The 16,892-nt window shown below is 66.5% G+C and carries 15 protein-coding genes; 12 read left to right on the top strand and 3 right to left on the bottom strand.

All coding sequences use genetic code 11. The features are described from left to right. Positions 1-3 precede the first annotated feature (3 nt). The 5 genes from DN388_RS11755 (at position 4) to DN388_RS11735 (ending at position 6,511) form a co-directional block, all read left to right on the top strand. Entirely contained in the window at positions 4-1,206 is a 1,203-nt protein-coding gene (locus tag DN388_RS11755; RefSeq protein WP_254999904.1) for an aminotransferase class I/II-fold pyridoxal phosphate-dependent enzyme, read from the top strand. A gap of 33 nt (positions 1,207-1,239) precedes the next feature. Beyond that, positions 1,240-2,052, top strand: coding sequence for an NAD(P)-dependent oxidoreductase (locus DN388_RS11750; RefSeq protein WP_078481152.1), 813 nt, complete (start codon positions 1,240-1,242; stop codon positions 2,050-2,052). Positions 2,053-2,085: 33 nt separating this feature from the next. Next, positions 2,086-3,282, top strand: a complete 1,197-nt coding sequence (locus DN388_RS11745; RefSeq protein WP_254999903.1) for an FAD-binding oxidoreductase — start codon at positions 2,086-2,088, stop codon at positions 3,280-3,282. Between the two features lie 27 nt (positions 3,283-3,309). Then, a complete protein-coding gene (locus DN388_RS11740; protein ID WP_254999901.1) occupies positions 3,310-4,995 on the top strand; it encodes a thiamine pyrophosphate-binding protein in 1,686 nt (561 codons plus the stop codon). 64 nt (positions 4,996-5,059) lie between these two features. After that, positions 5,060-6,511: an NAD-dependent succinate-semialdehyde dehydrogenase gene (locus tag DN388_RS11735; RefSeq protein ID WP_254999899.1), complete on the top strand. Its 1,452-nt coding sequence runs from the start codon at positions 5,060-5,062 to the stop codon at positions 6,509-6,511. A gap of 27 nt (positions 6,512-6,538) precedes the next feature. On the opposite strand, the gene DN388_RS11730 is transcribed toward DN388_RS11735, so the two are convergent. After that, positions 6,539-7,264, bottom strand: a complete 726-nt coding sequence (locus DN388_RS11730; protein WP_043864047.1) for a FadR/GntR family transcriptional regulator — start codon at positions 7,262-7,264, stop codon at positions 6,539-6,541. A gap of 363 nt (positions 7,265-7,627) precedes the next feature. On the opposite strand from DN388_RS11730, the gene DN388_RS11725 reads away from it, so the two are divergent. From DN388_RS11725 to DN388_RS11705, 5 genes are all read left to right on the top strand, one after another. Beyond that, entirely contained in the window at positions 7,628-8,776 is a 1,149-nt protein-coding gene (locus DN388_RS11725; protein WP_052504315.1) for a branched-chain amino acid ABC transporter substrate-binding protein, read from the top strand. Between the two features lie 143 nt (positions 8,777-8,919). Continuing rightward, complete coding sequence (locus tag DN388_RS11720; protein ID WP_043864046.1) at positions 8,920-9,858, top strand: branched-chain amino acid ABC transporter permease; 939 nt, start codon at positions 8,920-8,922, stop codon at positions 9,856-9,858. A gap of 12 nt (positions 9,859-9,870) precedes the next feature. Further along, positions 9,871-11,112, top strand: coding sequence for an ABC transporter ATP-binding protein (locus DN388_RS11715; protein ID WP_043864045.1), 1,242 nt, complete (start codon positions 9,871-9,873; stop codon positions 11,110-11,112). After that, positions 11,109-11,882: an ABC transporter ATP-binding protein gene (locus DN388_RS11710; protein ID WP_054914344.1), complete on the top strand. Its 774-nt coding sequence runs from the start codon at positions 11,109-11,111 to the stop codon at positions 11,880-11,882. The genes DN388_RS11715 and DN388_RS11710 overlap by 4 nt, the downstream gene beginning before the upstream one ends. 2 nt (positions 11,883-11,884) lie before the next feature. After that, positions 11,885-12,601 carry an ABC transporter ATP-binding protein gene (locus tag DN388_RS11705; protein WP_043864043.1) on the top strand — a complete coding sequence of 239 codons (717 nt, stop codon included), beginning with the start codon at positions 11,885-11,887 and terminating at the stop codon, positions 12,599-12,601. Positions 12,602-12,608: 7 nt separating this feature from the next. Here the strand turns inward: DN388_RS11705 and DN388_RS11700 are convergent, their stop codons facing one another. Both DN388_RS11700 and DN388_RS11695 read right to left on the bottom strand, forming a co-directional pair. Then, positions 12,609-13,283: an SOS response-associated peptidase gene (locus tag DN388_RS11700; protein ID WP_254999898.1), complete on the bottom strand. Its 675-nt coding sequence runs from the start codon at positions 13,281-13,283 to the stop codon at positions 12,609-12,611. Between the two features lie 92 nt (positions 13,284-13,375). Further along, complete coding sequence (locus DN388_RS11695; protein WP_254999897.1) at positions 13,376-14,560, bottom strand: acyl-CoA dehydrogenase family protein; 1,185 nt, start codon at positions 14,558-14,560, stop codon at positions 13,376-13,378. 255 nt (positions 14,561-14,815) lie between these two features. On the opposite strand from DN388_RS11695, the gene DN388_RS11690 reads away from it, so the two are divergent. Together DN388_RS11690 and DN388_RS11685 are read left to right on the top strand one after the other, a co-directional pair. Beyond that, complete coding sequence (locus DN388_RS11690; protein WP_153002448.1) at positions 14,816-15,772, top strand: ABC transporter substrate-binding protein; 957 nt, start codon at positions 14,816-14,818, stop codon at positions 15,770-15,772. A gap of 14 nt (positions 15,773-15,786) precedes the next feature. Further along, positions 15,787-16,749 (top strand): aliphatic sulfonate ABC transporter substrate-binding protein, encoded by a 963-nt coding sequence (locus DN388_RS11685; RefSeq protein WP_254999896.1) that lies wholly within the window; start codon positions 15,787-15,789, stop codon positions 16,747-16,749. Positions 16,750-16,892 lie beyond the last annotated feature (143 nt).

Below are 16,892 nucleotides of genomic sequence, written 5' to 3'. Positions count from 1 at the left end.
CCCATGGACTTTCAGAGTGCCCGTGTGCGGGCGGTGAAAAGCTCGCCGAGCATGGCGGTATCGGTGCTGGCCAAGCAGATGCTGGCCAAGGGCGAGCCGGTGATCAACCTGAGCCTGGGCGAACCGGACTTCAACACCCCGGCCCACGTGATCGAGGCCGCGCACCAGGCGATGCTCGAGGGCTACAACCACTACACCGCGCCCAATGGCCTGGAGGTGCTGCGCCAGGCCATCGTCGACAAGTTCGAGCGGGAAAACGGCCTGCGCTACGCACTGGACGAAATCTGCGTGGGCAATGGCGCCAAGCAACTGCTGTTCAATGCGTTTCTCGCCACCCTGGAGCAGGGCGATGAAGTGCTCACGCCAGCGCCGTACTGGGTGTCGTACACCGACATGGCGATGCTCAACGGCGGCGTGCCGAAGGTGGTGCCGTGCGGCGCCGAACACGGCTTCAAGCTGAATGCCGCGCGCCTTGAGGCCGCCATCACCCCGCGTACCCGCTGGCTGATGCTGAACTCGCCGAACAACCCCTGCGGGGCGATCTACAGCCGTGAAGAGTTCGCGGCCCTGGGCGCCGTGCTGGAGCGCCACCCCCGGGTGCTGGTGATCTCCGACGAGATCTACGAGCACATCGTGCTGGGCAGGCAGCCGTTCGTGTCGTTCGTCAGCGCCTGCCCGCACCTGCGCGAGCGCACCTTGCTGATCAACGGCGTGTCCAAGGCCTACGCCATGACCGGCTACCGCCTGGGCTATGCGGCCGGGCCACGCGAGCTGATCGTGGCAATGAACAAGACCCAGTCGCAGACCACCACCTGCCCGTCGACCATTTCGCAACTGGCGGCTGCTGCGGCGCTAAATGGCCCGCAGGATTTCGTGCGCCAGGCCAATCGTGAGTACCAGGCCCGAGGGGCGCTGGTGGTCGAGGGCCTGGCGGCCATCGAGGGGCTGAGCCTGCAGATGCCCGAGGGCGCGTTCTATGCCTTCCCGCAGTGCGCCGCATTCATCGGCAGGCGCACGCCGGACGGGCAGGTGATCGAAACCGACGCCGACCTTGCCAGCTACCTGCTGCGGGTGGGCAAGGTGGCCACGGTGCCGGGCTCGGCCTTTGGCCTCGAACCCTACATTCGCCTGTCGTTCGCCACCTCGCGCCAGGAGCTGGAGCAGGCCCTGGGGCAGCTGCGCGATGCGTTCGCGGCGCTGGCCTAGTAACGACAAACCGACTTTCACGAGGTTTCAAGCATGAGCAAGCCGTTCAAACGTTTGTTGATCACCGGTGCAGCCGGTCGCCTGGGCAGCGTGTTGCGCAAGCACATGCAGGCCTTTGCCGACGAGCTGCGCCTGACCGATATCGCCGACATGGGCAGCGCCGCGCCGCACGAAGAGCTGGTGCGCTGCGACCTGGGCAACCTGGCCGATGTGCTGCCGCTGGCCGAGGGCGTGGATGCCATCATCCATGCCGGCGGCGTGCCGGTGGAGGACACCTTCGCGGCGATCCTCAACGGCAACATCGTGGGCACCTACAACATCTATGAAGCGGCGCGCCAGCATGGCGTCAAGCGCGTGATCTACACCAGCTCCAACCACGCCATCGGCTTCTATGACCGCACCGAAACCATCGACGCCAGCGCAGCGCACCGCCCCGACAGCCTGTACGGGGTGAGCAAGTGCTTTGCCGAGGACCTGGGCCGCTACTACTGGGACAAGTTCGCCATCGAGTCGGTGAACCTGCGCATCGGCTCCTCGTTCCCCGAACCGCTGGACCGGCGCATGCTCGCAACCTGGCTGTCGTTCGCCGACTTCGCGCAGCTGTGCGAGCGCTCGCTGCTGGCGCCACGGGTCGGCCACATGATCGTGTACGGCATGTCCGACAACCGCGAAACCCTGTGGGACAACCGCCTGGCGTCCTCCCTCGGCTACGTGCCCAGGGACAGCGCCGACGACTACCGCGAGAAGGTCCTGGCCGAGCACCCGCCGCTGCACCCGAACGAGCCGGCAGCGCGCTACCACGGCGGCAACTTCGCCGGCGCCGGCCACTTCGAAGACCCGAAATGACCTTTTCCGAGCACTTTTGAAGAGACCCCAGCCATGGCTTCGACAGCAACAAAGCAGTATTACGATGTGGTGATCGTCGGCGGTGCGGTGAATGGCAGCGCCACCGCGTACTTTCTGGCCAGCAACCCGGACTTCACCGGCTCGGTGCTGGTGGTGGAGCGCGACTGGACCTATGCCCAATCGGCCACGGCGTTGTCCAGCAGCTCTATCCGGGTGCAGTTCTCCAACCCGATCAACATCCAGATCTCGCGCTTTGGCGCGCAGTTCATCCGCGACTTCCCCGAACTGATGGCGGTCAATGGCGACAGGCCCGACCTGGCCTTCAAGGAGAACGGCTACCTGTTCCTGGCCGACCAGAAGGGTTTCGACGTGCTCAAGCGTCTGCACCAGACCCAGCTGGACAACGGTGCCGACGTCACGTTGCTGGACACCGAGGCGCTGATCCGCCGCTTCCCGTGGGTCAACCCCGACAGCCTGGCCGGCGGCACCTATGGCGAGAGGGACGAGGGCTGGTTCGACAACTACGGGATCATGAACGGCTTTCGCAAAAAGGCCCGCAGCCTGGGCGTGGAGTATGTCGAGAACGAAGTGGTCCAGGTGCTGCGCGAGGGTGATGTGGTCACCGGTGTGCGCCTGGGCGATGGCCAGTTGATCGGCTGTGGCCAGCTGGTCAACACCGCCGGCACCCGTGGACGCCAGGTGGCGCGCCTGGCCGGGCTGGACATTCCGGTGGAGGCGCGGCGCCGTTCGCTGTTCGTGTTCGACTGCCATACGCCGCTGCCCGGCACCGTGCCGCTGACCATCGACCCCACCGGGGTGTTCTTCCGCCCCGAAGGCCACCTGTACCTGGGCGGCACCTACCCACGCCACGACCCGGAGGTGGATTTCAGCGACTTCGACGTGATGCACGACGAGTTCGAGGAAGAGGTGTGGCCGGTGCTGGCCGAGCGTGTGCCGGCGTTCGAGGCGATCAAGGTGGTCAACTCCTGGGCCGGGCACTACGACTTCTGCGTGCTCGACCACAACGCCATCGTCGGCCCCCATGACCAGGTGCGCAACTTCCTGTTCTGCAACGGTTTCAGTGGCCACGGCCTGCAGCAGGCACCGGCCATCGGCCGCGGCCTGAGCGAGCTGATCATCTACGGGGGCTACCGCACCCTGGACCTGAGTGCCCTGAGTTATCAACGGGTGATCGAGAACCGTCCTTTCCTGGAAGACTCGGTCATCTGACCGCGCCGCCTGATGGAGAACAACAAGATGAACACTGACAACAACGGGCTGCGCACGGGCGGGCAGGTGCTGGTCGATGCCTTGCGCATCAATGGCGTGGAGCGCGCGTTCTGCGTGCCCGGCGAGAGCTACCTGGCGGTGCTCGATGCCTTGCACGATGCCAGGGACGACATCGAGCTGATCGTGTGTCGCCAGGAGGGCGGCGCCGCCTACATGGCCGAAGCCTACGGCAAGCTCACCGGCAAGCCGGGTATCTGCTTCGTCACCCGCGGGCCGGGGGCGACCAATGCCTCGGTCGGCGTGCACACCGCCTTCCAGGACTCCACGCCGATGATCCTGTTCATCGGCCAGGTGGCCCGCGACCAGGTGGAGCGCGAAGCCTTCCAGGAGATCGACTACCGCCGCATGTTCGGCCAGATGGCCAAGTGGGTGGTGGAGGTCGACGATGCCGCGCGCCTGCCCGAGCTGCTCAGCCAGGCGTTCCACCGCGCCACCAACGGCCGCCCCGGCCCGGTGGTGGTGGCCCTGCCCGAAGACATGCTGACGGATCGGGTGGCAGTGGCCGATGCCGGCCCGGCCCGCCGGATCGAGGCAGCGGCGGCACCTGCCGACCTGCAGCGCCTGCAGGCTCTGCTGGGCGAGGCACAGCGCCCGTTGGTGGTGCTGGGCGGTGGCGGCTGGACCGCCGAGGCGGTGGTCGATGCGCGGCGCTTCATCCAGGCCCAGAACCTGCCTGTGGCGGCTTCGTTCCGCTGCCAGGATCTGTTCGACAACACCTTGCCCCAGTACGCCGGCGACCTGGGCCTTGCCGCCGGCCCCGAGCTGGTGGAGGCGGTGAAAAGCAGTGACCTGCTGCTGGTGATCGGTGCACGCCTGGGCGAGATGAGCACCGGCGGCTATGCCCTGGTGGACATTCCGGTGCCCAGGCAGGCGCTGGTGCACATTCACCCCGGCATCGAGGAACTGGGCCGGGTGTACCAGCCGACCCTGGCGATCAACGCCGGCATGCCGACCATCGCCGCGCAACTGGCGGCGCTGGCGCCGGCCAAGCCACAGGCGTTCGCCGAGTGGGTACAGCGCCTGAACAGCGGCTACCGGGCCAACTTCGAATGCCCGCGTTCGCCCGGCGCGGTACAGATGAGCGAGGTGATCGCCTGGCTCAACCAGCACCTGGCCGCCGACAGCATCATCACCTGCGGTGCCGGCAACTACACCGGCTGGGTGCACCGCGGCTACCAGCACCAGGCGTTTCGCACCTTGCTGGGGCCCACCAACGGCTCGATGGGCTATGGCGTGCCGGCGGCGATTGCGGCCAAGCTCACCGCGCCGCAGCGCAGCGTGGTGGCGTTCGCCGGTGATGGCTGCTTTCTGATGAACGGCCAGGAGCTGGCCACTGCCGCGCACTATGACGCACGGGTCATCGTGGTGGTGGTGAACAACGGCATGTACGGCACCATCCGCATGCACCAGGAGCGCAGCTACCCGGGGCGGGTGTCGGGTACCGACCTGCACAACCCCGACTTCGCCGCGCTGGCACGGGCCTATGGCCTGCATGCCGAAACGGTGAGCGCCACCGAGCAGTTCGCGGGTGCGTTCGAGCGTTGCGAGGCGTCGGGCAAGCCGGCGCTGATCGAGGTGCAGATCGATCCCGAGGCGCTGACCCCGCGCATGACCCTCAGCCAGATCCGCGAAAAGGCCCTGGCGTCGCGTTGACCCTCCAGGCGGGGGCAGGGTCTGCCTCCCGCCGTTTCCCCCATTCCCCTGCGAGCCCATCAGCATGAACCTTGCCGATCCTGATCTGCTGCGTGAACGTTGCTATATCGATGGAACCTGGGTGGGCGCCGACAGCGCCCGCAGCATTGACGTGACCAACCCGGCCACCGGCCAGCGCCTGGGTGGCGTGCCGCGCATGGGCGCCGACGAAACCCGCCGCGCCGTGCTCGCCGCCCAGGCGGCGCTGCCGGCCTGGCGCGCCCTCACCGCCAAGGAACGCGCCAGCCGCTTGCAGGCGTGGTTTCGCGAAATTCTCCTGCACCAGGAAGACCTGGCGCGCATCATGACGGCCGAGCAGGGCAAGCCCCTGGCCGAGGCCCGTGGCGAGATCGCCTTCGCCGCAGCCTATGTGGAGTTCTATGCCGAGGAGGGCAAGCGCCTGTATGGCGACGTGATCCCCTCGCCGCAGGCCGACCGACGCCTGCTGGTGACCAAGGAGCCGATTGGCGTGTGCGCGGCGATCACGCCGTGGAACTTCCCGGCGGCGATGATCACGCGCAAGGCCGCCCCGGCCCTGGCGGCCGGCTGCACGCTGGTGCTCAAGCCCGCCTCGCAGACCCCGTTCAGCGCCCTGGCGCTGTGCGTGCTGGCCGAACGCGCGGGCATACCGCGTGGCGTGCTCAACGTGTTGACCGGCGACTCGGCCGCCATCGGTGGCGAACTGACCGCCAACCCGGTGGTGCGCAAGCTGTCGTTCACCGGCTCCACGCCCATCGGCATCCAGTTGCTGCAGCAGAGCGCGGCCACGGTGAAGAAGGTGACCCTGGAGCTGGGCGGCAACGCGCCCTTCATCGTGTTCGACGACGCGGACCTTGAAGCGGCGGTGGAGGGCGCACTGGTGGCCAAGTTCCGCAACAGCGGGCAGACCTGCGTGTGCGCCAATCGCTTCTACATCCAGGACGGCATCTACGAGCGCTTTGTCGAGCGCTTTGCCCAACGGGTCGGCGAGCTGGTGGTGGGCGAGGGCAGCCAGGCCGGCACCACCGTCGGCCCGCTGATCGATGCCAAGGCCGTGGCCGGGGTCGAGGCGATGGTGAGCGACGCACTGGAGGGCGGTGCGCGACTGGTCGCCGGTGGCCGGCGCCACCCCCTTGGCGAGGCGTTCTACCAGCCCACCGTGCTGGCCGAGGTGACACCGGACATGCGCGTGGCCCGCGAGGAGATTTTCGGGCCGGTGGCGCCGCTGTTTCGCTTTCACAGCGAAGAACAGGTCATCGCCCAGGCCAATGCCACCGAGTTCGGCCTGGCCTGCTACCTGTATGCACGGGATGTGGGGCGGATCTGGCGGGTCTCGGAGGCCCTGGAGTACGGCATGGTCGGCGTCAATGTCGGCGTGCTGGCCACCGAGGTCGCACCGTTTGGCGGTGTGAAGTCATCGGGGCTGGGGCGCGAAGGCTCGCGCTACGGGATCGAGGATTACCTCGAGATCAAGTACGTGTGCCTGGGCCTGGGCTGACCCGCCAGGGCAGGGCGACAGCGCCGCTCAGTCGCCGCTGTCGACCAGGCGCTGGTAACGCGACAGGCTTTCTTCCAGGTGCTTGCGCACCGCCGAACGGGCGGCGTTGACGTCGCCCATGCTGATGGCCGAGAGAATCGCGCCGTGTTCGCGGCCGATCTTCTTGATGTGCGCCAGGCGGTTCTTGCCGGTGGACTGGCCGTGCTTGAGGTTGAGGTCGAAGATGATGTCCGGGCCCAGGGCTTCGAGCAGCTGCGGGAAGTGCGGGTTGTTGGTGGCGCGGGCAATCGCCAGGTGGAACTCGAAGTCGGCACGGGCCTCTTCCTCGAGGTTGGAGCCGTCCAGCGCGTTGAAGCGGTCGAAGGCCTCGGTGATCTGCGCCACGCTGGTGGGGCTGCGGCGCTCGGCGGCACGCGCGACCGACTCGGTCTCGATGCCCAGGCGCAGTTCCAGCACGTGGGCGGCGGCGCGCACGTCATCGACTGCGGTGCTCAGGGCAAAGCCCAGGCGCTTGACGTCCTGCTCGACCACGAACACGCCTACACCCTGGCGGGCGATCAGCCGACCGCCCAGACGCAACGAGGCCACGGCCTCGCGAATCACAGGACGGCTGACGCCGAATTCCTTGCACAGCTCCTGTTCGGACGGAAGCTTCTGCCCCGGCCCGTATGTGCCATTGTCGATCCGGTTGGACAGCTCGTGGATCACTGTCTCCGCCAGATTGGCCCTGCGCGTTCCAAACGACGCATTCATAGTTGTGTAGCTCCTGAAACTGATGTGCTCATCACGATGGATTGAATGGTTGAACAGGTTGGCGCATCCGTCAAACGCGATCTGCGTCGAAATCACCCGACCCGCTAAAAACCCGAAGTAGCGGCGAAAATGTAGCCATATGTTATCAAACAACTGACTTGTTATGGTGCAAGCGCCTGATTCTACTGCAATCCCATGCCTCGTTAAGGTGCATGGATCAAGGCGTGCGTGGCTTTTGTCAGCATTTTCATTTTCCTCAAGCATACACCCATTGACAGTTGCCTGCTGACTGTTATCTTACAAGTGCGCCGGCGAGGTTGGCCAGGCGTGTGCAGTTCGTCCAATGATTACTGGGAGCTGAGAATGAATAAGAACAACCGGGGTTTGACCGCCCTTGCTGCACTGATGGCAACACTGATAGGGGCTGGCACGGCGAACGCGGCGGACACCCAGCTGGTACGGATCGGCTTTGCCGGCCCGCTGACCGGGCCCTCTGCACACCAGGGGCTGGATGTGGAACATGGCGTGAGCATCGCCATCGAAGAGGCCAACCAGCAGCAGTTGAAGCTGGGCGACAAGGTGGCCCAGTTCAAGCTGGTGTCCGAGGACGATGTGGCCGACCCGCGTACCGGTACCGCCGTGGCGCAACGCCTGGTGGATTCGAAGGTGGCGGTGGTGATCGGGCATTACAACTCGGGCACCAGCATCCCGGCCTCGAAGATCTACGCCGATGCCGGCATCCCGCAGATCTCGCCGTCGGCGACCAACCCGGCGCTGACCCGCCAGGGCATCAAGACCGTGTTTCGCGTGGTCAACGACGACGCCACCCTCGGCCGCTATGCCGGCAACTACCTGGTCAAGACCCTGCAGGCCCAGCGCATCGCGATCTTCGACGACCGCACCGCCTACGGCCAGGGCCTGGCCGACGAAGTGACCAAGGCGGTCAAGGCCGCCGGTGGCAACGTGGTGGTCCGCGAATACACCAACGACAAGTCCACCGACTTCAATGCCATCCTCACCACCGCCAAGTCGCAGAAGGTCGATGCGGTGTTCTTCGCCGCCCTCGACTACCAGGCCGCCCCCATGGCCAAGCAGATGAAGAACCTGGGCCTGAAGGCCAGGTTCATGAACATCGGCAACCTGCCCAACGACGAGTTCAAGAAGATGGCCGGCAGCGCCGCCGAGGGCGTGTACGCCTGGAACTACGGCACCCCGTTGCTGGAGATGCCCAAGGGCGCGGCGTTCGAGCAGAAGCTCAAGGCCAAGTTCGGCACGGGCGTGGTGCAGTCCTCGCCTGCGGCGTACGACGCCACCTGGGCGGCGATCACCGCCATGGTCAAGGCGCAGTCGGCCGACCCTGCCGTGTACCTGCCGGTACTCAAGAGCGAAAGCTACGAGGGCGTCACCGGCACCATCGCATTCGATGAATTCGGCAACCTGAAAAGCCCGGCCGCCACGGTGTTCCAGTTTGCCGACGGCGGCTGGAAAACCCTCTCGGTCGAGCGCGACTGAGCCGTTGCTCTACCTCGAATAACAAGCGGGCCGCCCGGCTCGCAACAATAAGAAGCGTTCATTTCTGACCTGCCAGGCATGCCGCCGCGTCGCTGTTGCCAGCGCACGCGGTGAGCGACAACGCAGTTTTGAGGATTCAGCTCGTGGAAGGCAATTTCGATATCTTGTTGCAGCAGGTCCTCAACGGCCTGGTGCTGGGCAGCATCTATGCCCTGGTAGCCCTGGGCTACACCATGGTCTACGGCATCATCGGCCTGATCAACTTCGCCCACGGCGAGGTGGTGATGGTGGGCGCCATGGTGACCATCTCGGTGCTGAGCATGCTCGCGGGCATGGGCTTTGCGCCCGGCATCCTGACCCTGCTGCTGGCGATCATGGTGGCGGCGGCGGTGTGCATGCTGATGGCCCAGGGCATGGAGAAGTTCGCCTACCGGCCCTTGCGCAAGGCCCCGCGCCTGACCCCGCTGATCCTCGCGATCGGCATCTCGATCGCCTTGCAGAACCTGGCGATGATGATCTGGGGGCGTGGCTACAAGACCTTCCCCGAAGTGGTCGAAACCCGCCCGATCGAGGTGTTCGGCGCCACCGTCACCAACGTGCAGATGAGCATCATGATCATCTCGGTGGTGATCATGCTGGGGCTGTGGCTGCTGGTCGACAAGACCCGCCTGGGCAAGGCCATGCGCGCCACCGCGCAGAACCAGGAAGTGGCCGGGCTGATGGGCATCAACATCAACCGGGTGATTTCCGCGACCTTCCTGATCGGTGCCGGGCTTGGCGCCATCGCCGGGGTGATGCGCGCGGTCAACTACGGCCAGGCCGACGCCTACATGGGCCTGCTGCTGGGGCTCAAGGCCTTCTCGGCGGCGGTGCTGGGCGGCATCGGCAACCTGTTCGGGGCCATGGCCGGCGGGCTGCTGCTGGGCCTGATCGAGTCGCTGGCCGCCGGCTACACCGGCCACCTCACCGGGGGCTTCCTGGGCGCCAACTACCAGGACATCTTCGCGTTCGCCGTGCTCATTCTGGTGCTGCTGTTCCGGCCCAACGGCCTGATGGGCGAACGCCAGGCCGACCGGGCCTAGGAGGCAACGCACATGAAAAACCAAACCGCACAGTACCTGCTGCTGATCCTGGCGTTCGTGGCCTTGCCCTTCGTCGTCGACAGCATTCCGTTCCTGGGGCCCACCTGGGTACGCATCCTCGGCTTTGCCATGCTCTACGTGCTGCTGGCACTGGGCCTGAACATCGTGATCGGCTACGCCGGCCTGCTCGACATGGGCTACATCGGCTTCTACGCCATCGGCGCCTACCTGTACGCCTTGCTGGCCTCGCCGCACCTGAACATGGCCGGGCTGGTGGACGGCGTGCTGAACTGGCCGCTGTGGGTGATCATCCCGCTGGCAGCGATTGCCGCGGCCATCTGCGGGGTGCTGATCGGCGCCCCGGTGCTCAAGCTGCGCGGCGACTACCTGGCCATCGTGACCCTGGGCTTTGGCGAGATCATCCGCATCTTCATGAACAACCTCGACCAGCCGGTGAACATCACCAACGGGCCGCAGGGCATCAGCAACATCGCACCCTTGCACATCGACGGCGGGGCCTGGTCGCATGCCGCAGGGCAGGCGCCCGAGGCGCTGCTGTCGCTGCAGACCTCATGGAGCCTGTTCGGGCTCAAGGTCACCCCGGTGATCAGCTACTACCTGTTCTTCCTGGTGGTGGTGATCTTCGCCATCGTGCTGTCCAAGCGCCTCGAAGTCTCGCGCATCGGGCGGGCCTGGATGGCCCTGCGCGAGGACGAGGTGGCGGCCGAGGCCATGGGCCTGAACAAGCGCAACCTCAAGCTGCTGGCATTTGCCATGGGCGCGACCTTTGGCGGGGTGTCCGGGGTGCTGTTCTCCAGCTACCAGGGCTTCGTCAGCCCCGAGTCATTCACCCTGATGGAGTCGATCATGGTGCTGGCGATGGTGGTGCTCGGCGGCATGGGCTCGATTCGCGGCGTGGTGCTGGGGGCGTTGATCCTGTCGGTGATGCCCGAGGTGTTCCGCGACCTGGTCAACTGGATACAGCCGTTCGTGATGGACAACGTGACCTTCGTCAGCCGCGAGGTGCTGCGCAACGTGCTGGATGCCTCGACCCTGCGCATGCTGGTGTTCGGCCTGGCGCTGATTCTGGTGATGCGCTACCGGCCCGAGGGCCTGTGGCCGTCCAACCGACGCCGCGCCGAGCTGCATGACGGCGACCCCGAGCCCACCCCGGCGGCGACCGCGCTGAGCACCACGGTGCCCGCGAGCACGCCGGCCTTCGATCACCCGGCCCAACAGGCGGACAAGGTATGAGCGACGTATTACTGGAGCTGCGTTCGGTCAGCAAGTTCTTTGGCGGCCTGCAGGCCCTGCACGGCATCGACCTGTCGATCCGGCGCGGCGAGATCCGCGGCCTGCTGGGCCCCAACGGCGCGGGCAAGACCACCCTGTTCAACGTGCTTACCGGGCTGTACCGGGCCGAAGAGGGCAAGGTCGAATTCGACGGCAAGCCGCTGAACATCAGCAAGCCGCACAAGGTGGTGGAGGCGGGTATCTCGCGCACCTTCCAGAACATCCGGCTGTTCCACAACATGACCGCGCTGGAAAACGTGATGATCGGTCGCCATGTACGCACCCGCTGCGGGGTGTTCGGGGCCGTGTTCCGCACCCCGGCCTGCGTGCGCGAAGAGCGCGAGATTCGCCAGGCTGCGCGGCACTGGCTGGCCTACGTGGGCATCGGGCACCTGGCCGGGGAACTGGCCAAGAACCTCTCCTACGGCGACCAGCGGCGTCTGGAAATTGCCCGCTCGCTGGCCACCGAACCCTTGCTGATTGCCCTGGACGAACCGGCGGCCGGCATGAACGCCTCCGAGACCGAAGGCCTGCGCCAGCTGATGTGCAAGATGAAGGCCGACGGCAAGACGGTGCTGCTGATCGAGCATGACGTGAAGCTGGTGATGGGCTTGTGCGATCACGTCACCGTGCTGGAATTCGGCAGGAAGATCGCCGATGGCCTGCCGGCCGATGTGCAAAGGGACCCTCGGGTAATCGAGGCCTATCTGGGTTCGGAGGCGGTGGCCTGAACATGAAGAACATTCTTGAAGTACGCGACCTGCAGGTGGCCTACGGGGCCATCCAGGCGATCAAGGGCATCGACCTGCACATCCGCGAAGGCGAAATGGTCGCGCTGATCGGCGCCAACGGCGCCGGCAAGACCACCACCCTCAAGACCCTGGCCGGCCTGCTCAGCCCGGTTGCCGGGCAGATCACCTTCGATGGCAAGGCGCATGCGGCGATCAAGAGCTACGACCTGATCCGCCAGGGCCTGGCGCTGGTGCCGGAAGGCCGCGGGATCTTCCCCAAACTGACGGTGTACGAGAACCTAGAGATGGGCGCGTTCTCGCGAACCGACGGCAAGGACGCGATCCAGGCAGATATCGAACGCATGTTCGGCATCTTCCCGCGGCTCAAGGAGCGCGCCTTTCAGCTGGCCGGCACCATGTCGGGCGGCGAGCAGCAGATGCTGGCGATTTCCCGGGCATTGATGGGCAGGCCCAAGCTGCTGTTGCTCGACGAGCCGTCGATGGGCCTGGCGCCGATCATCGTGCAGAAGATCTTCGAAACCATCGTCGAGGTGGTCAAGGGCGGCGTGACCCTGCTGCTGGTGGAGCAGAACGCCAGGCTTGCCTTGCAGACCTGCCAGCGCGCCTATGTGATCGATGGCGGGCGCATCGCGCTGGAAGGCCAGGCCAGCGACCTGCTGCACAACGAGCAGGTGCAGAAGGCGTACCTGGGCGAGTAGGCGCCGTTCAGGGGGGCCGGCGCTGCACCAGGGCCGGGCCCTGGTTGCGGCTGTTGCCCACGGCGCTGTCCACGGGGTACCACTCGAACACCTGGGCGGGCTCGGCGAGGTCCAGCAGCAGCTGTTCGGCGTATGCCTTGGAGGTGGCGGGGTCCAGCCAGTGGCGTGCCGCATCTGCAGCCAGCACCACCGGGCGCCGGTCATGCACATCCAGCAGGCCGCCCTGGCTGTCGGCCGTGATGATCACGCAGCCGTCCTGTTCGCCGGGTGGGTCGCCCAGCTGGCCGATGGCCGCGCACAGGGCAGGGCGTCCATCGCGGCGGCGGATCAGGTAGGGCTGCTTCTTAGGCCCGCCCTCATCGACCCATTCGAACCAGTTGTCGACCGGCACGATCAGCCGGTGCGGCCAGATGGCGCGAAAGAACGGGCCGTGGGCCACCTTCTCGACGCGGGCATTGATCGGTGCCGGCTTGTCCTGCGCCCAGTGTGGCCGCCAGCCCCAGCGCAGCAGGTCGGCGTGCAGGGTGTCATGCTGCAGGCGGAGTACCGCCAGCTGGGTGGTGGGGGCCACGTTGTAGTGCCCAAGCGGCGCATCGCCCACGCGGTTGACCAGTGGGTTGGGCATGCTCAGGGCGTCCACGAACTCGTGGATGCCGTGGTACTGGCTCAGTCGTCCGCACATGTGCACCTCCGCCGGCAGGCCTGTTTGAGCATAGGCCGATTTGGTGGGCGGCGGTGCGTGGCCGTTCGGCCGCTGTCAGCCGGGGGCGAGGGTCACGGCGCTTCCTGGCTCAGCGCCGAGCGCCCGGCACTGTGGAACACCACGTCATCCTGCGGGGTGTGGATGCGGCTGCACAGCACGTTGCGGTAGTGCCGCTCCAGCGGGTTGTGCCGCGAAAGCCCTGGGTTGCCGCTGGCCTCGATGGCCAGCTCCACGGCCTGGATGGCGTTGTGCGTGACCAGTTGCTTGAGCTGCCCGGCGTGCTGCGCGGTGACGTGGCCGCTGGCCGCGGAGTCGAGCAGGTTGCGGTTGGCGAACAGCAGGGTATCGATGCGCCCGACCCGCTCCTGAAAGCGCGGCAGGCTGGCCAGCGGCTGGCCGAGGTTGGATGGCACCCGCTCGCGCAGGAAGCTCACCAGCCAGTCGCGTGCGGCCTGGGCCACGCCGTCGTAGAGGCTGGCCAGCAGCACCGCCATCCACAGCTGAGCTTCGCCATCGAGCTCGGCGCGCGGTGCGCTGGCCGGGCTGACGGCCACGGCGTGCTCCAGCGGCAGCAGCACATCGTCGAACTCGACGCGGTGGCTGCAGGTGGCACGCATGCCCAGGTGATCCCACTCATCGACGATGCGGATGCCGGGGCTGTCCTTGTGCACCAGAAAGCCACCCACCAGCGGGTCGGCATCGTCGCTGCGCGCCCACACCAGGTACCAGCTCAGGCCGTGGCTGCCGGTGGAGTAGAGCTTGGTGCCGGACAGGCGCCAGCCTTCGGCGGTACGCCGCGCGAGGGTCGAGGGCAGGCCGCCACGGGCCGGGGTGCCCAGCTCGGGTTCGACCCTGAAGGCATTGATCAGCGCGCCGTGCTCCACCGCTTCGCGGGCCAGGCGCTGGCGCAGCGACAGCGGCCAGCGCTGGTCGTCCTGCAGGCGCACGTGCTGCAGGTACTGCATGACCAGAATCAGTGCGGTGGAGGGCTCGCCCTTGGCCACGGCGGCCACCACCTTGCGCGCGGTGGCGAGGTCGGCACCGGCACCCCCCAGCTCGCGCGGCACGGTGAGCGCGAGCAGGCCATGGCGTTGCAGCAGGGCAAAGTTGGCGGCGGGGAAGGCACCGCTGCGGTCCACCTCGGTGGCGCTGGCGGCCAGCTCGCGGGTCAGGGTAAACAGCAGTGGGTCCAGGTCGGCGAGGGCAGGGGCCGACTCGATCGAACGGTACGGCGCGGCAATAGAAGACAGGCTCATCAGGCACTCATCGCAGAAAATCCAGGGAGCACCCGGGGGTGCCGTCGTCCCGCCCTGAGTTGTGTGTGCAGATCGGCGGGCTTATGACCGTATGCGTTAAATTTTCTGCTGTAAAATTCTTTATGGTTATAAGCTAATGGCGATAATTAAACGCTATTTGCATATTAGGATATTCATAAAATGCACTTCACTGATTTATGGCGAGCCGGTAGAGTCGCTCTACAATCGCCTTCAGGAGTGCACTGCATGCCACCCATTTCACGACTTCTCGCCCTCGCTGGCGCCTTGCTGCTGGCCGGGCAGGTGCTGGCCGAACCGCGTATCGAACTGCGCATCGGCGACCAGAAGGGCAACATGCGTGCCCAGCTGGAGGCCGCCGACGGGCTGCGCGACCTGCCGTATGACATCAAGTGGGCGGAGTTTCCGGCTGCCGCGCCGCTGGCCGAGGCGCTCAATGCCGGCGCGGTGGACGCCGGCATCATCGGTGATGCGCCGCTGCTGTTCGCCCTGGCGTCCGGCGCGCAGGTCAAGGCGATTGCCGTGGACAAGTCCGACGCCTATGGCACAGCGGTGCTGGTGGACCCCGGGTCGGCGCTGCACGCGGCGGCCGACCTCAAGGGCAAGCGCATCGCCACCGGGCGCGGCTCGATTGGCCATTACGTGGCGCTCAAGGCGCTGGCCAGCGCGGGGCTGAGCGAGAAGGACGTCGAGTTCCGCTTCCTTGGCCCGGTGGATGCCAGGATGGCCTTGGCCAACGGTTCGGTGGATGCCTGGGCGACGTGGGAGCCCTATACCGCGCTGGCCGAAACCACTGGCCAGGGCCGGGTGCTGGTCAATGGTCGCGGCTTGTCCAGTGGCAACAGCTTTCTGGCGGCGACTGACAAGGCGTTGGCCGACCCGGCCCGGCGCGCGGCCCTGCAGGACTACCTGGCGCGCCTGGCCAAGGCCCAGGTGTGGGCCAACCAGAACCTGGACAGCTACTCCAAGACCCTGGCGCAGATCATCGGCTTCCCGCAGGACGCGGCCCGGCTGCAGTTCGAGCGTCGCCAGTTGCGCTGGCAGGTCGTGGACGCCGGCACCATCGCCGAGCAGCAGGAAACCGCCGACTTCTACCAGGCCCACGGCCTGATTGCCCAACGTCTGGACGTGGCGCCGACCTTTGCCGGCGGCTTCGTGCTGCCCGCCAGCGTCGCCGTGACCCAGGCCCACTGACAGGAGCTGACCCCATGCAACCGTTCAAACGTCTGCGACAACTGGCCATCGGCGCGCTGCTTGGCGCCAGCCTGATCGGTAGCGCCAGCGCGGGGCAAACCCTGCGCATCGGTTACCAGAAATCCTCGACGCTGCTGATTCTGCTCAAGGCCCAGGGTACGTTGGAGCAGCAGCTGGCGCAGCAGGGCATACAGGTCAGCTGGCATGAGTTCGCCAGCGGCCTGCCGCTGCTGGAGGCCCTGAACCTGGGCAATGTCGATGTGTCGGCGGATGTGGCCGACACCGTGCCGGTGTTCGCCCAGGCGGCGGGGGCGCGGTTGACCTATTTTGCCCGCGAGACGCCATCGCCACTGGCCCAGGCCATTCTGGTGCCGGCGGATTCGCCGCTGCACAGCCTGGCGGATCTCAAGGGCAAGAAGGTGGCGGTGACCAAGGCCGCGGGGAGCCATTACCTGTTGATACAGGCCCTGGCCAGGGCCGGGTTGACCTTCAGCGATATCCAGCCGGCCTACCTGATCCCGGCCGATGGCCGTGCGGCGTTCGAGAACCGCAAGGTCGATGCCTGGGTCACCTGGGACCCGTTCGTGGCCAGCGCCCAGCGCCAGCAGCATGCGCGGGTGCTGAGCGACGGGCAGGGGCTGGCCAGTTACCAGCGTTACTACCTGGCGGGCAGCGATTACGCCAAGGCGCATCCGCAGGTGCTTGAAACCGTGTTCGGTGCGTTGCAGAAGGCAGGGCAGTGGACCAAGGCCAACCCCACGCAGGCGGCGCAGGTGCTGGGGCCGTTGTGGGGCAACCTGGATGTGGCCACGGTGGAGCAGGCCAATACGCGGCGCAGTTACGACGTGCAGTTGGTGAAGCCGGAGCATCTGGCCGAACAGCAGCAGATTGCCGATGTGTTCTTTGCCCAGGGCCTGTTGCCGCGCAAGGTGGATGCGGCGGCGGTGTCGTTGTTCGAGCCGGTGGCAGGGCGCTGATTGCGGCTCGGCGGGTGGGGGCTGCCTGATCCACGGTGGGTTCAGGTTGTACGAGCGCTTCGCGCTCGATTCGCCGGCAAGGCCGGCGCCTACTGTGCTTGTGCCCGACGCAAGCAGGAGCGGGCCTTGCCCGCACCTGCGTA

Origin of the sequence: Pseudomonas sp. S12(2018) (assembly GCF_024355235.1) — a bacterium.
Lineage (GTDB): Bacteria > Pseudomonadota > Gammaproteobacteria > Pseudomonadales > Pseudomonadaceae > Aquipseudomonas > Aquipseudomonas palmensis.
This window is presented reverse-complemented; position numbering and strand designations above follow the sequence as displayed.

Excerpts from the sequence above, each read along its gene's own strand:
- DN388_RS11745 (WP_254999903.1), top strand. The coding sequence starts at position 2,086 with ATGGCTTCGACAGCAACAAAGCAGTATTACGATGTGGTGATCGTCGGC.
- DN388_RS11695 (WP_254999897.1), bottom strand. The coding sequence starts at position 14,560 with ATGAGCCTGTCTTCTATTGCCGCGCCGTACCGTTCGATCGAGTCGGCC.
- DN388_RS11750 (WP_078481152.1), top strand. The coding sequence starts at position 1,240 with ATGAGCAAGCCGTTCAAACGTTTGTTGATCACCGGTGCAGCCGGTCGC.
- DN388_RS11710 (WP_054914344.1), top strand. The coding sequence starts at position 11,109 with ATGAGCGACGTATTACTGGAGCTGCGTTCGGTCAGCAAGTTCTTTGGC.
- DN388_RS11715 (WP_043864045.1), top strand. The coding sequence starts at position 9,871 with ATGAAAAACCAAACCGCACAGTACCTGCTGCTGATCCTGGCGTTCGTG.
- DN388_RS11705 (WP_043864043.1), top strand. The coding sequence starts at position 11,885 with ATGAAGAACATTCTTGAAGTACGCGACCTGCAGGTGGCCTACGGGGCC.
- DN388_RS11725 (WP_052504315.1), top strand. The coding sequence starts at position 7,628 with ATGAATAAGAACAACCGGGGTTTGACCGCCCTTGCTGCACTGATGGCA.
- DN388_RS11730 (WP_043864047.1), bottom strand. The coding sequence starts at position 7,264 with ATGAATGCGTCGTTTGGAACGCGCAGGGCCAATCTGGCGGAGACAGTG.
- DN388_RS11755 (WP_254999904.1), top strand. The coding sequence starts at position 4 with ATGGACTTTCAGAGTGCCCGTGTGCGGGCGGTGAAAAGCTCGCCGAGC.
- DN388_RS11700 (WP_254999898.1), bottom strand. The coding sequence starts at position 13,283 with ATGTGCGGACGACTGAGCCAGTACCACGGCATCCACGAGTTCGTGGAC.
- DN388_RS11685 (WP_254999896.1), top strand. The coding sequence starts at position 15,787 with ATGCAACCGTTCAAACGTCTGCGACAACTGGCCATCGGCGCGCTGCTT.
- DN388_RS11735 (WP_254999899.1), top strand. The coding sequence starts at position 5,060 with ATGAACCTTGCCGATCCTGATCTGCTGCGTGAACGTTGCTATATCGAT.
- DN388_RS11740 (WP_254999901.1), top strand. The coding sequence starts at position 3,310 with ATGAACACTGACAACAACGGGCTGCGCACGGGCGGGCAGGTGCTGGTC.